Source organism: Mesorhizobium sp. M4B.F.Ca.ET.143.01.1.1, assembly GCF_004792275.1.
GTDB lineage: Bacteria > Pseudomonadota > Alphaproteobacteria > Rhizobiales > Rhizobiaceae > Mesorhizobium > Mesorhizobium abyssinicae.
This window is the reverse complement of record NZ_SRSR01000013.1, coordinates 180,986-192,703: the sequence shown is the minus strand read 5'-3', so window position 1 is coordinate 192,703 and position 11,718 is coordinate 180,986. Positions and strand designations below refer to the sequence as shown.

Sequence of the window (11,718 nt, the reverse complement as noted above, 5' to 3'; positions counted from 1 at the left end):
TACAAAACGAAGCCGCTCGTCCATGATGCCAGTCTCTCGCCAAACCATCGCCGGGTCCTCCGGCGAGGGAGAAAACTGTCACCTATGCAATCGGTCCATTCTGTTACCTATCTATCCGGTTCGGACACCGGGCACTTCTCCCCGTATAGTGACGGGGAGAAGAAGGCTGTCATCGGCGGTTTCGCCAATCGCCAGCGGGATGAGCAGACTACTCGTGCGAAATGATCTCCTCGCCGTCGACGACGAGTCTGAGGCCAAGATCGCCGGCCCGGCGGCGGGCAAGGAAGCGCGGACGGCGCATGGTCGAGACACGGCCCTTGCGGCGCTCCTGCGGCGGCAGCGCCTTGATGGCGGCGCCGAGCGATTCCTCCAGCGTGCGGGCAACGCCATCGGCCTCGATCAGGAGCATCGGCAGGCGATAGGCGTCGGCCCAGGCGCGCCAGTCGGCGGCGACGTCGTCGAGGTCGTCTGCCACCAGCAGCGGCACCGACAGCATCGGATCATTGTGCAGGAGTTCGAGCGTCACCGTGACGTTGCCTTCGGGATCCTCCATGGCGCGGGCGGCGACGCCGCGAAACGCCTTGGCAGGCAGTGCGATGATCGCCGGCACGCCGCTCATCTCCAGCATGCGGCGAATGACTGCGCCACGCTGGTCGATGGTGAAGGTAACATCGCCATAGTCGTCGCGTGTCGCATAGCTCACCATCTGCGGCAGGCGGAATGGGTCGAGACGCATGTTGCGCCCTGCCCAGACTGGCTTCAGTCCAGTGTTCATCGAGTGCCTTCCTGTCTCTCCTGAGGGCCGTTTACCGGTTCTCTCCGGGCCAGTTTTTTCCGGCCTCGCTTATGGCGAAACATTAGCGCTGGCTTCTTACCGCCGCGCTTAAGAAAGTCGGTTAAATTTTGCTGATCTGAGCCGATGGTTATCGGAATGCAACCATCCACAACATGTTGGAAGGATCAGATAACCTTACCGGGATTCATAATGCCGGCGGGGTCGATGGCCGCCTTCACCCGGCGCATCAGATCGATCGCCATCGGCGGCGCGGTGGCGATCAGCTCGTCGCGTTTCAGCTGGCCGATGCCGTGCTCGGCCGAGATCGAGCCGTGGAAGGAGCGCACGACATCGTGAACGGCCTTGTTCATGGGATGGTAGAGGTCGAGGAACACGGCGTCCTGCCAATCCACTGGGCGGGAGATGTTGTAGTGGAGATTGCCGTCGCCCATATGGCCGAAGCAGACCACGCGCGCGCCGGGACAGACGGTCTCCACCACGCCGGCCGCCTTGTCGATGAATTCGGGGATCGCGGCGATCGGCACCGAGATGTCGTGCTTGATCGAGGCGCCCTCGGGCTTCTGGCACTCGGGCAACGTCTCGCGGAAGTTCCAGAAGGCATCGCCCTGGGCAAGGCTTGCGGCGACCACCGCATCGCCGACGATGCCCTGCTCGAGCCCGGCCGACAGTATCTCCTCGATCAGCGCCTTGCCGTCCTCCTCGGAACGGCCGGACGAGACCTGCATCAGCACATACCAGGGCCAGTCGTCGGCCAGCGGTCGCGAGATGCCCTGTCCGTGCTTCAGCGTGAAGTCGTAGGGCCTTTTGCCGATCAGTTCGAAAGCGGTGAGCGAAGCGCCGGCCCGGTCCATCGCCAGTGTGAACAGCGAAAGCGCGTCTTTCGGGGACGACGGAAGGCCGGCAAAAGCGACCTCCCTGCCCTTCGGCTTCGGAAACAATTTCAGCACGGCGGCGGTGATGACGCCGAGCGTGCCTTCGGCGCCGACGAACAGGTTCTTCAGATCGTAGCCGGTGTTGTCCTTCTTCAGCTTGCGCAGATCGTCGAACACCTCGCCGGTCGGCAACACGACTTCGACGCCGAGGCAAAGCTCGCGCGCATTGCCATAGGCGAGCACGCCGGTGCCGCCCGCATTGGACGAGAGGTTGCCGCCGATCTGGCAGGAGCCCTGCGCGGCAAGCGACAGCGGAAACAGCCGGCCGGCGGCGTCGGCCGCTTCCTGCAGGGTCTGCAGGATGACGCCGGCCTCGACGGTGACGGTGTTGGAGAGCACGTCGATCTCGCGGATGCGGTTCAGCCGCGACAGTGAAAGCACGATGTCGTGGCCGGACTTGTCCGGCACCTGGGCGCCGACCAGTCCGGTGTTGCCGCTCTGCGGCACGACGGGCGTTTTGGTCTCGGTCGCCAGCCGCATGATGCGGCTCACCTCCTCGACGCTGCCCGGCCTCAGCACCAGCGACGTCCTGCCGTGCCACAGGCCGCGCCTTTCGCTGATGTAGGGCGCGATCTCCGCCTCGCCGCGCAGCGCGTATTGCTCGCCGACGATGGCCGCGAAACGGTCGATGATGGCGGAGTCGAGCTCGAAGGGGTGGTCGTCGGTCTGATCGTTCATGGGGCCAGAACCTATGGCGCTCAGCCGGTCTTGTCACGCGGCGCTGCGGCGCGCGACAGCCGGTCGTTTATCGCCTCGCCCAGTCCGTCGAAGGGGATCGGCTCGACAGCGATGGTCGCAGCGCCGCTGCGGTCGAGGTCCTGCATGTAGGCGAAGAGGTTCGCCGCCGCCTCGCGCAGGTCGCCGGTCTCGGAGAGGTTGCGCAGCGCGGCGGCATCCTGCCAGCCTTCGGCGCGACTGCCGCCGAAGGCGAGCAGCGCCTCGCCGCTGGCGATCTGTCGGGCATTGAGCCGCATCGCGGCGCCCGGCGCGTAATGCGAGGCGAGCATGCCGGGCGCCTCGATGCCGGCGGCCGCGCCGCGCAGCAGCGGCTTGCCGGCGACGGCCTCGATTTCGGCAGCGGCGATACCGCCTGGCCGCAGCAGCCGCACGCTCTCGCCCTCGACCTTGACGATGGTCGATTCCAGGCCGACCGGCGTCGCGCCACCATCGACCACCAGCCTGATCCTGTCGCCGAGATCGGCCGCCACGGCCTCGGCGGTGGTGGCGCTGATCCTGCCGGACGAATTGGCGCTTGGCGCGGCGAGCGGATGACCGAGCCTGGCGATCAACTCGCCGCCGAAGCCCCTCGGCATGCGCAGCGCAATGGTGTCGAGCCCGGCCGTGACCAGCGGATGAATGCCGTTGCCGGGGCGCTGCGGCAACACCAGTGTCAACGGCCCCGGCCAGAAGGCCCCGGCCAGCTTCCTCGACAGCGGATCGAAGACCGCTATCCGCTCGGCCATGGCGAGATCGGCGACATGGGCAATCAGCGGATTGAAGCGCGGCCGGCCCTTGGCCTCGAAGATGCGGGCAACACCGATGCCATTGGTGGCGTCGCCGGCCAGCCCATAGACGGTCTCGGTCGGAATGGCGACGACATCGCCGCCTTCGAGCAGCGCCAGAGCCCGCTTCATCGCCTTGCCGGCGGCAAGTATCTCAGCCACTTGTCGTCACCTCTATAAGATGCGGGGCTGCGTAATACGGCGACGCCCGGGGGGCAAGTGCGGGCGTTGGCGAATTATCAATCCCTAAAATGCTATGTTTCCGCGCAAGCAGGCATCAATCCCGCGGGAATATGGTGCCGGTCTGTTGGGCCAGGGGAAGTAACATGGTGTCGATGCGTATCCTTGCAGCGCTTGGCGTCGGCCTGTCGGCGATCACGGGCAGTGCGCAGGCCTCGTCCATTGTCGCGCTCGGCGCGTCGACCGCGACGCCGTCCATCATCAGGCTCGGCGCGGCGGACCCGATGAAGATCGGCTCGACGCCGTCGGTGGTGGCGCTCGGCGAGCCGGCACCCGACGTCACCGACGAGAAAGTGGCGGCGATCCCCGAGAAGCCCACGCATCATGGCTCCATGCAGAGCCCGATGATCATCCGCGGCGGCGTCGTCGGCGGCGCCTTTGCAACGCCTGCTGCCGTGCCGGCCAAGGCCACCGCCGCCACTGCGCCGGCGACCGAGACGAAGCCCGCCGAAGACGGCAAGCCGGCCGGCGAGGCGACCGCGCCAAACGGCGAGCCGAAATCGCAGCCGGAGGCGCAGCAGCCGCAACCGGCATCGGCGCAGCCGGCACCGATATCCCCTATCGGAAAAGCCATGTAAGCTTTCGGCGGAGGCGGATCCGTCATCCGGCACACATGTGCGGATGGCAGTATTCGTCCCTGATTCCATCGCCGCTGCCCGAACCGCTCGGGCGGCTTCGCTGGACGAGGATTTGGGTTTCATAAGGGGGTTCATCATGAACAAGACGAGACGATTTGCCGTCGCCGCATTGCTGCTGGCGTCGGTGCTGGGCACGAGCACGGCGCGGGCCGACGACATGCTCGGCTCCTATGTCGCGCGCATTTCCGAGCGGGATCACCAAGCCAGCGACGGCTATCCGCTGGACAGCGCCGCGCAGATGGTGAGGCAGGACCGCGCCAACTGGCACAAGTTCCATCGGCGCGACCGCGACGACGAGGGCGACGCCTGGTTCCGCAGCAACGAGGACCGCGCCGATCTTGAGCGGATGCTGAAGCGTGGCGGCGCCATGAGCGGCGCGACGCGGCGCGCCATCATCAATGGCGAGCCTCTCATCCAGGTCGATGTCTATTCGAACAGCGTCTACGTCAGCATCCTCGAGGACTGACGGCAAAAAGGGCGGCGCTGGCGCCGCCCTTTTCTTGGCCCGGTCGGGCCAGTTGGGCGCGGATGCTCAGGCGGCTTCTTCCTTGTCCTCGTCGGACCCGTCTTCGTCGTCATCGCCTTCGGCCTTCACGCCGTCTTCTTCTTCGCCGTCCTCGTCCTCATCGTCACCCGAGAGGGTGGCTTCCTCGTCGGTATCTTCGGCGTCTTCGTCGTCGCCATCCTCGTCGTCAGACAGATCGGCGGCCTCGACCGCGGCCGCGGCGGCATGATCGAGGATGGTGTCGGAGGCGGAGTCGCTCGCCTCGACGGCCGGGGTTTCTTCAGTCACTTCGATGTCGTGATCGGAATGCATGGCAAGCCTCCATCGTTGGGGGAACGTCTTTTGTTTGATGCATGTCGTTGTCCCAGAACCGCTGCACACTTCTGGGCGACACGCATTGGTTCTCCCATGCGGAGGTCATCGTCATATGACTGTAAGCCGGCGCCAGCGTACTAATTTTGACGCCTGAAGGCAGGGGCGCGCTGCCCGCGCCCTGCTAGGCGCAGGCAACTTCAGGGCCGACTTTTCTCAGCCGTCAGCCGGCGATCTTGGAGAAATCCGCGACCTGGTCGGTGGCGGCGCGGATGCGGGCAAGCAGCGCCAGCCGATTGGCGCGCACGGCCTGGTCCTCATCATTGACGAGAACCCGTTCAAAAAATGAATCAACCGGTTCACGCAAAACGCTAAGCGCCAGCATGGCGGCGGAAAAATCTTCGTTTTGAATCGCTTGGCCGGCTTCCTTCTCGGCCTGATTCACTGCGGCAAACAGCGACTTCTCGGCATCCTCGCGAAACAGCGCCGGCTCAACAGTCTCGGCGACCAGGGTTTTCTTCTTCTCCTCGGCGGCCAGGATGTTGGCCGCGCGCTTGGTGCCGGCGAGCAAATTCCTGCCGTCGTCGCTGTCGAGGAAGGACCCGAGCGCCTCGACGCGGCGCACGATCTGCAAGAGGTCGTCCGACTGCGGCGTGATGACGGCATCGATCAGATCATGCCTGGCGCCCTGATCGCGGAGATAGACTTTCAGGCGGTCGTGGAAGAAGGCGAGGAGGTCGGACTGCTGGCTCGCACCGCCTGCAAAGTTTGCAAAGGCCTTGGCGAAGATAGATGTCAACGCCAACCGAACGCGGTTCTCGATCAGGATCCTGACCACGCCGAGCGCAGCACGCCGCAGCGCGAACGGATCCTTGCTGCCGGTCGGCTTCTCATCGATGGCCCAGAAGCCGGTCAGCGTGTCGAGCTTGTCGGCGAGCGCCACCGCCACCGAGACCGGATCGGTCGGCACGCGGTCGGACGGGCCCTGCGGCTTGTAGTGTTCCTCGGCAGCCGCTGCGACGGACGGATGCTCGCCCTCCAGCAGCGCATATTTGCGGCCCATGGCGCCCTGCAATTCCGGGAACTCGCCGACCACTTCGGTCTGCAGGTCGGCCTTGGCGAGCACGGCTGCGCGGCGCGCCAGCGCCGGATCGGCGCCGACGACCGGCGCCAGTTCCTCGGCCAGCCGCGCGATACGCTCGACGCGTGCACCCTGTGTGCCTAGCTTGGCGTGGAAGGTCACGTTGAGATGGTCCAGACGCGCCATGCGCTGGTCGAGCGGCTTCTTCAGATCGAGCCCGAACCTTTCCGCCGACGTCTTGAGCTCGCCGAAATCTGGCAGATCGCCCTGGTCGGTCTTCCAGAAATAGAACGCGTCGGAGAGGCGGGCGCGCACTACCTTGCCGTTGCCATGCGCGATCTCCTTGCCGCCATCCTTGGCCTCGATGTTGGCGACGAGGATGAAGCGGTTGGACAGGTCCTCGCCCGCCCCTTGCGGCCGGGTCACGAAACACTTCTGGTTGGCGCGGATGGTCAGCCGGATGACCTCGGGCGGAATGGCGAGGAAATCCTGCTCGAATTCGCCCATCAGCACGACAGGCCATTCGACGAGGCCGGAAACTTCCTCCAGCAGCCCTTCGTCCTCGACCAGGTCGAGACCGTTGGCGAAGGCTAGGTTGCGGGCGTCGGCCAGGATGATCTCCTTGCGCCGCTCGGCATCGAGCACGACCTTGGCGGCCTCCAGCTTCGACACGTAGTCGTCGAAACGACGCACGGTGAATTCGCCCGGGGCGTGGAAGCGATGGCCATAGGTGACGTTGCCGGAGCGGATGCCGTCGATATCGAAATCGACCACCACGGGCTCCTCGGTCTCGGGGCCGAAGGTGCAGACGATCGATTGCAGCGGCCGCACCCAGCGCAGCGAGCCGGGCCTGGCCGAGGCCGGCCCCCAGCGCATCGATTTCGGCCAGGGGAAGCTGCGGATGATGCCCGGCACCAGTTCGGCGATGATGTCCTCCGCCGCCCTGCCCGGCTTGGAGATATGGGCGACATAGAAGTCGCCCTTCTTCGGGTCGGAATGGACATGCGCCTCGGCGATCGAGGCGAGGCCGGCCTTGCGCAGGAAGCCTTGCACCGCCTGTTCCGGCGCCGAGGTGGCGGGGCCCTTGATCTCCTCGCGAATGTCCTTGGAGCGCGCCGTCAGGCCGCGAATGTCGAGCGCCAGGCGCCGCGGCGTCCAGTACTCGCGCGCCGCCTCATAGGTCAGACCGGCCTCGACGAGGCCGTCGGTCAGCATCTTCCTGAGATCGCCCGCGGCCTTGCGCTGCATGCGCGCGGGGATTTCCTCGGAGCGAAGTTCGAGAAGCAGGTCGGGCATAGGTTGGCTCCTTACCCTCCCCTCGATGGGGAGGGTCGGCGCGCAGCGCCGGGGCGGGGTGGCGGCCTCTCAGCCGCCAATACCTTCGGCACCATCGCGCAGATGCAGGTGTGATTTCCGTTCTTCCACCGCCGCATAAATTGTATCGAGGACAGAATCCAGTTCGTTTTTTATCTCATGGTTCCAGAAACGGACAACGCGATAACCTTGGCTTTCAAACCATCGTGTTCGAACCTCATCATGGCGCAGCTGGTCGTCAAAACCGTGATGGAAGCCGTCCACTTCGACAATCAGCTTCAGCCGATGAGAGATGAAGTCGGGGTAGTAGCCGCCTACGGATGCTTGTCGGCGAAAGTGCGTGCCCTCTACCGGAATGCGCCAGAGATGCCGCCAGAGCGTGCGTTCTTCTTCGGTCATGGCCGCGCGAAGCCTTCGCGCGGACTGCAGCTTGAACCGATCAAGTTTTGGCATAGGGAATCGCGCAGCACCCCCACCCGCCGCTTCGCGGCGACCTCCCCCATCAAGGGGGAGGTAGGAGCGGCATAGCAACTCGGCTCGCCGCTGTCACCCCTGCCCGCCGACCGCCAGGGCGGCCGATTTCAGGAAATTATCAGGTCTTTGTCGGGACCAGGCGGGCGCGCCCGTCCTAAGAACAGAAATCCAATGAACCGAACGCAGCGCTGAAGCGACCAACGCTCAGGCAGAGACCTATTGGCTGAACGACCATGAAAACGGTATCGAGAACCCTGCAGATCCTGGCACTGAGCGCCTGCTTCGCCGCCCAGATGCATGGCACGTTCACGATGCCGGGCGTGCGGCAGGCGCTGCGGACGATCGATGGCGCAAGCAGCCAGGGCTCGTTGCCGATCGCTTCGCTCACAATCGGTGAAAGGACCTTGAACTAAGGTGTCTCGATATTCAGGTCAGGCCGGCATCACCTGAATATCGACACCTTAGGCCGCCAGCCCGCCCGCCTCGGTCTGCAGGAAGGCCTCGCCGCAGGCCTTGGCAAGGTTGCGCACCTTGAGGATGTAGCTCTGCCGCTCGGTGACCGAAATCACGCCGCGCGCGTCGAGCAGGTTGAAGACGTGACTGGCCTTGATGCACTGGTCATAGGCAGGCAGGACCATGCGGTGCCGCGCCGGCGCGTCATTCGATCCGGGCGCGCCGGCCGCGAGCAGCGCCTTGCACTCGGCCTCGGCGTCCTCGAAATGCTTTAGAAGCATCGCGGTGTTGGCGAATTCGAAATTATGGCGCGAATATTCCTGCTCGGCCTGCAGGAAGACGTCGCCATAGGTGACCTTGTCGGCGCCATCGCGGCCGTTGAAGTTCAAGTCGTAGACATTGTCGACGCCCTGCACATACATGGCGAGCCGTTCCAGCCCGTAGGTGAGCTCGCCCGCCACCGGCGCGCATTCGATGCCGCAGACCTGCTGGAAATAGGTGAACTGCGACACTTCCATTCCATCGCACCAGCACTCCCAGCCGAGCCCCCAGGCGCCCAGCGTCGGGCTCTCCCAGTCGTCCTCGACGAAGCGGATGTCGTGCAGCAGCGGATCGACGCCGATGGCTTCCAGCGAGCCGAGATAGAGCTCCTGCAGGTTGGGCGGGTTCGGCTTCAGGATCACCTGGTACTGGTAATAGTGCTGCAGCCGGTTGGGGTTCTCGCCATAGCGCCCGTCCTTCGGCCGGCGCGACGGCTGCACATAGGCGGCGTTCCAGCGCTTCGGACCCAGCGCGCGCAAGGTGGTCGCCGGATGGAAGGTGCCGGCGCCGACCTCCATGTCGTAGGGCTGCAGGATGACGCAGCCATAGTTCGCCCAGTAATTGTGCAAGGTCAGGATCAGCCCCTGGAAGGAGCGGCTGGGATGCATGTGGGCGGGAATGTCGACGGTCACGGCGGCCTCGATGGAGCGGCTGGATGGGGACCACGCTCTAGAGGCACGGCCGGCAAGCGTCAAGGCAAGCGAACTTTGGGTGGTTCGTCTATCGCAGGCTGTTCCCCCGCGCCTCATGCGAGACGCTTTGATCATATCTCGTCCGTCCGCGCCGCCCCTCATTGCCCTACCGGGCATTTCTCCCCGTATAGTGACGGGGAGAAAGACGCCACCGCGGCCGGGTTTCGCCAACCGCCAACGTTGCAGAATGAGTGCCGACGTCGCGGCCACCCCCTTCTCCCCGTCACTATACGGGGAGAAGGCGCCGGCAGGCGGATGAGGGGCGGCGCCGACGTTTCCAATGTCGCCCAAGCGCCCGGCGATTGGGATAGCTTGCGTGAGACGAGAAGCTAAGCTCAAAAGAAGCGGGGCTCCGAAGAGCCCCGCTCAAAGCATGCTTCGGTGCCGCTCAGCCCTTCGGCGCGGGCGTGGTCGGCTTGACCTTCGGGGTTTCCTGCGCCGTGTTGGATTCGATCGGCGGAAGACCCTTGATCAGCTTCTGCTGCAAGGTCGCAAGCACGTCGGGATCCGGCTTCAGGTCGCGGGCCTGGTTCCACTGATAGGTGGCTTCCAGCTTGCGGCCGACGCGCCAGTAGGCGTCGCCGAGATGGTCGTTCAGCACCGGGTCTTCCGGCTTCAGCGACACCGCGCGCTCCATTTCGCGGACCGCATCCTCGAAACGGCCCATGCGGAAATAGGCCCAGCCCAGCGAATCGACGATGTAGCCGTCGCTTGGCCTGAGGTCGACGGCCTTCTGGATCATCGCCAGGCCTTCCTTGAGGTTCAAGTTCATGTCGACCCAGGAATAGCCGAGATAGTTCAGAACCTGCGGCTGGTCGGGGAACAGCTCCAGCGCCTTGCGGAAGTTCGGTTCGGCCTTCGGCCATTCCTTCAGCCGCTCATAGGCGATGCCGCGCTGGTAGAAGATGTTCCAGTTGGCATTCGTTGGCGTCTTCAGCACCTCGACGGCCTTGTCGTAGAGATTGGCGGCCGAGCGAAAGTCCTCCTTGGAGGAGTAGACGCCACCCAGCGCCAGATAGGCGCGCATATCGTCCGGGTGCTTGTCGACGAACGCCTTCAGATGGGCGATCGCCTCGTCATGGCGGTCGAGATCGGCGAGGTTGAGGCCGAGCTGCAGGTCGGAAAGCTCCTTCAGCGGCGAGGAATCGGGAATGCGCCGATAGAGCGCGATTGCCCCCTCGCCGTCCTTCAGCTGCTCGGCGACTGCGGCGAGTTGCACCAGGGCGGCATCGCTGTCGGGCTTCAGCGCCAGCGCATATTGCAGATAGAGGCGCACGAACGGCTCGCCGCCGCCGCGATTGAGCGCGGTGGCGAGATCGAGCAGGATCTCGGAGGCGCCGTCGGACGGGCCGGTGATCAAGGGCTCGACCTTGTCGCCCTTGTTGATCTTTTCGCGCAGCGTGGTGATTTCCAGCTTGCCTGGCGCGAACGCCTCGGCCTGGTCGAGCACCGAAAGCGCCTTGGCCTTGTCGCCCTTGCGGGCGAGGAAGGAGGCGTAGGCCTGCGCATTGCGCATCCATGTCTCCGGCGCGGCACCGCCGGCGGCGGTGTCCTGCAGCGTCGCCGCGTAGATCTGATCGGCCTTTTCGGACATGCCGGCGGCATCGGCGATCAGCGCGCGGTGGAAGGACTTGAACAGGCCGAACCAGTCGGGGCCCTGCAATTTGTCGATGGCGGCCATGGCATCGGCGGGCTCGCCGGCGCCTTCCTTGGCCCAGCCGCTCATGACGCCGGACAGCAGCCGGTCGAGATCGGATTCGAGCGACAGTTTCAGCCAGTACTCGGCCTTGGAGAAATCCTTCTTGTGGAAGGAATCGACGGCCAGCGCCAGGCGCGAGAAACGCTCGACATCGGGCACTTCCCTGAGCTTGTCGGCATAAACGAGCGATTCCTCGAAGCGGCCCTGCGCGATCAGCGACAGCATCAGGCTCTGCTGCAGCGCCGTGTCGCCGGGCGCAAAGGCCAGCGCCTGCTTGTAATAGGCGATGGCGCTGTCGAGATCGTTGTCGCCTTCTGCAATGCGCGCGGCAAGATAGGCGCCGGAGAAGGAGGTGATCTTGACCGGCTCGGTGGTTTGCTTGGCGTGGGCCGGCAGAGCCGAGATCGCCATGCCCGTCACAATTGCCAGCCCCGCGAGCCAGCGCGCACGTCCTTGCATCGTATCCCTTTCAGCCAGACGCAATCCCCAAGTCGATGGGACCGCCACAGACTCGGTCTTTTCCCGACAAAGCATGGCCTTTTTGGGGTCAGGCTTCAATCCGGGCCGAATTCACAATCGGGTCACCCGATTAACGAACAATGGCCGCAGACGATAATAGCAGATCGCGCGGCCAACTACACCCTGACATCATGATCTATGCCCTGACGCCACGAAACTTGCGGCGACCTCGCTGCACAGGCGGTCCATGGGCGGGTGCTGGCAGCTTCTCGGGGGATGCCCGAGGGCTCCGGCGCTCTG

Annotated in this window: 11 protein-coding genes; 3 read left to right on the top strand and 8 right to left on the bottom strand. The window is 64.8% G+C overall.

Features of this window, described 5'->3' with window-relative positions:
• Positions 1-208: 208 nt before the first annotated feature.
• The 3 genes from EN786_RS27120 to EN786_RS27110 all read right to left on the bottom strand — a co-directional run bounded on the left by EN786_RS27120 (position 209) and on the right by EN786_RS27110 (position 3,392).
• A complete protein-coding gene (locus EN786_RS27120) occupies positions 209-775 on the bottom strand; it encodes a DUF6101 family protein (protein ID WP_127287094.1) in 567 nt (188 codons plus the stop codon).
• A 185-nt stretch (positions 776-960) separates the two neighbouring features.
• The gene (locus EN786_RS27115) at positions 961-2,406 is read right to left on the bottom strand and encodes an FAD-binding oxidoreductase (protein ID WP_127287095.1); all 1,446 of its coding nucleotides are present in this window, start codon (positions 2,404-2,406) and stop codon (positions 961-963) included.
• A 20-nt stretch (positions 2,407-2,426) separates the two neighbouring features.
• On the bottom strand, positions 2,427-3,392 hold the full coding sequence (locus EN786_RS27110; RefSeq protein ID WP_189340569.1) for an L-threonylcarbamoyladenylate synthase: 966 nt from the start codon (positions 3,390-3,392) through the stop codon (positions 2,427-2,429).
• Positions 3,393-3,556: 164 nt separating this feature from the next.
• Between EN786_RS27110 and EN786_RS27105 the strand changes: the two genes are divergently transcribed.
• A complete protein-coding gene (locus EN786_RS27105) occupies positions 3,557-4,048 on the top strand; it encodes a hypothetical protein (protein WP_245478329.1) in 492 nt (163 codons plus the stop codon).
• Between the two features lie 136 nt (positions 4,049-4,184).
• On the top strand, positions 4,185-4,574 hold the full coding sequence (locus tag EN786_RS27100) for a hypothetical protein (RefSeq protein WP_127284250.1): 390 nt from the start codon (positions 4,185-4,187) through the stop codon (positions 4,572-4,574).
• A 66-nt stretch (positions 4,575-4,640) separates the two neighbouring features.
• Here the strand turns inward: EN786_RS27100 and EN786_RS27095 are convergent, their stop codons facing one another.
• The 3 genes from EN786_RS27095 to EN786_RS27085 all read right to left on the bottom strand — a co-directional run bounded on the left by EN786_RS27095 (position 4,641) and on the right by EN786_RS27085 (position 7,719).
• On the bottom strand, positions 4,641-4,925 hold the full coding sequence (locus tag EN786_RS27095; protein WP_127284249.1) for an ATPase: 285 nt from the start codon (positions 4,923-4,925) through the stop codon (positions 4,641-4,643).
• Between the two features lie 223 nt (positions 4,926-5,148).
• On the bottom strand, positions 5,149-7,302 hold the full coding sequence (glyS, locus tag EN786_RS27090; RefSeq protein ID WP_127310705.1) for a glycine--tRNA ligase subunit beta: 2,154 nt from the start codon (positions 7,300-7,302) through the stop codon (positions 5,149-5,151).
• Between the two features lie 69 nt (positions 7,303-7,371).
• Positions 7,372-7,719 (bottom strand): DUF559 domain-containing protein, encoded by a 348-nt coding sequence (locus EN786_RS27085; RefSeq protein ID WP_245494516.1) that lies wholly within the window; start codon positions 7,717-7,719, stop codon positions 7,372-7,374.
• 308 nt (positions 7,720-8,027) lie between these two features.
• Here EN786_RS27085 and EN786_RS27080 point away from each other — a divergent pair, with 308 nt between their 5' ends.
• On the top strand, positions 8,028-8,207 hold the full coding sequence (locus EN786_RS27080) for a hypothetical protein (RefSeq protein WP_127284246.1): 180 nt from the start codon (positions 8,028-8,030) through the stop codon (positions 8,205-8,207).
• Between the two features lie 48 nt (positions 8,208-8,255).
• Here the strand turns inward: EN786_RS27080 and EN786_RS27075 are convergent, their stop codons facing one another.
• On the bottom strand, positions 8,256-9,200 hold the full coding sequence (locus EN786_RS27075) for a glycine--tRNA ligase subunit alpha (RefSeq protein WP_127284245.1): 945 nt from the start codon (positions 9,198-9,200) through the stop codon (positions 8,256-8,258).
• A gap of 448 nt (positions 9,201-9,648) precedes the next feature.
• On the bottom strand, positions 9,649-11,418 hold the full coding sequence (locus EN786_RS27065; RefSeq protein ID WP_127284244.1) for a tetratricopeptide repeat protein: 1,770 nt from the start codon (positions 11,416-11,418) through the stop codon (positions 9,649-9,651).
• Positions 11,419-11,718: the final 300 nt, after the last annotated feature.

What these genes read in the sequence shown, in the direction of transcription:
- EN786_RS27120 (WP_127287094.1), bottom strand. Translation starts at nt 775, where the DNA reads ATGAACACTGGACTGAAGCCAGTCTGGGCAGGGCGCAACATGCGTCTC.
- EN786_RS27115 (WP_127287095.1), bottom strand. Translation starts at nt 2,406, where the DNA reads ATGAACGATCAGACCGACGACCACCCCTTCGAGCTCGACTCCGCCATC.
- EN786_RS27105 (WP_245478329.1), top strand. Translation starts at nt 3,557, where the DNA reads ATGGTGTCGATGCGTATCCTTGCAGCGCTTGGCGTCGGCCTGTCGGCG.
- EN786_RS27100 (WP_127284250.1), top strand. Translation starts at nt 4,185, where the DNA reads ATGAACAAGACGAGACGATTTGCCGTCGCCGCATTGCTGCTGGCGTCG.
- EN786_RS27095 (WP_127284249.1), bottom strand. Translation starts at nt 4,925, where the DNA reads ATGCATTCCGATCACGACATCGAAGTGACTGAAGAAACCCCGGCCGTC.
- glyS (WP_127310705.1), bottom strand. Translation starts at nt 7,302, where the DNA reads ATGCCCGACCTGCTTCTCGAACTTCGCTCCGAGGAAATCCCCGCGCGC.
- EN786_RS27085 (WP_245494516.1), bottom strand. Translation starts at nt 7,719, where the DNA reads ATGACCGAAGAAGAACGCACGCTCTGGCGGCATCTCTGGCGCATTCCG.
- EN786_RS27080 (WP_127284246.1), top strand. Translation starts at nt 8,028, where the DNA reads ATGAAAACGGTATCGAGAACCCTGCAGATCCTGGCACTGAGCGCCTGC.
- EN786_RS27065 (WP_127284244.1), bottom strand. Translation starts at nt 11,418, where the DNA reads ATGCAAGGACGTGCGCGCTGGCTCGCGGGGCTGGCAATTGTGACGGGC.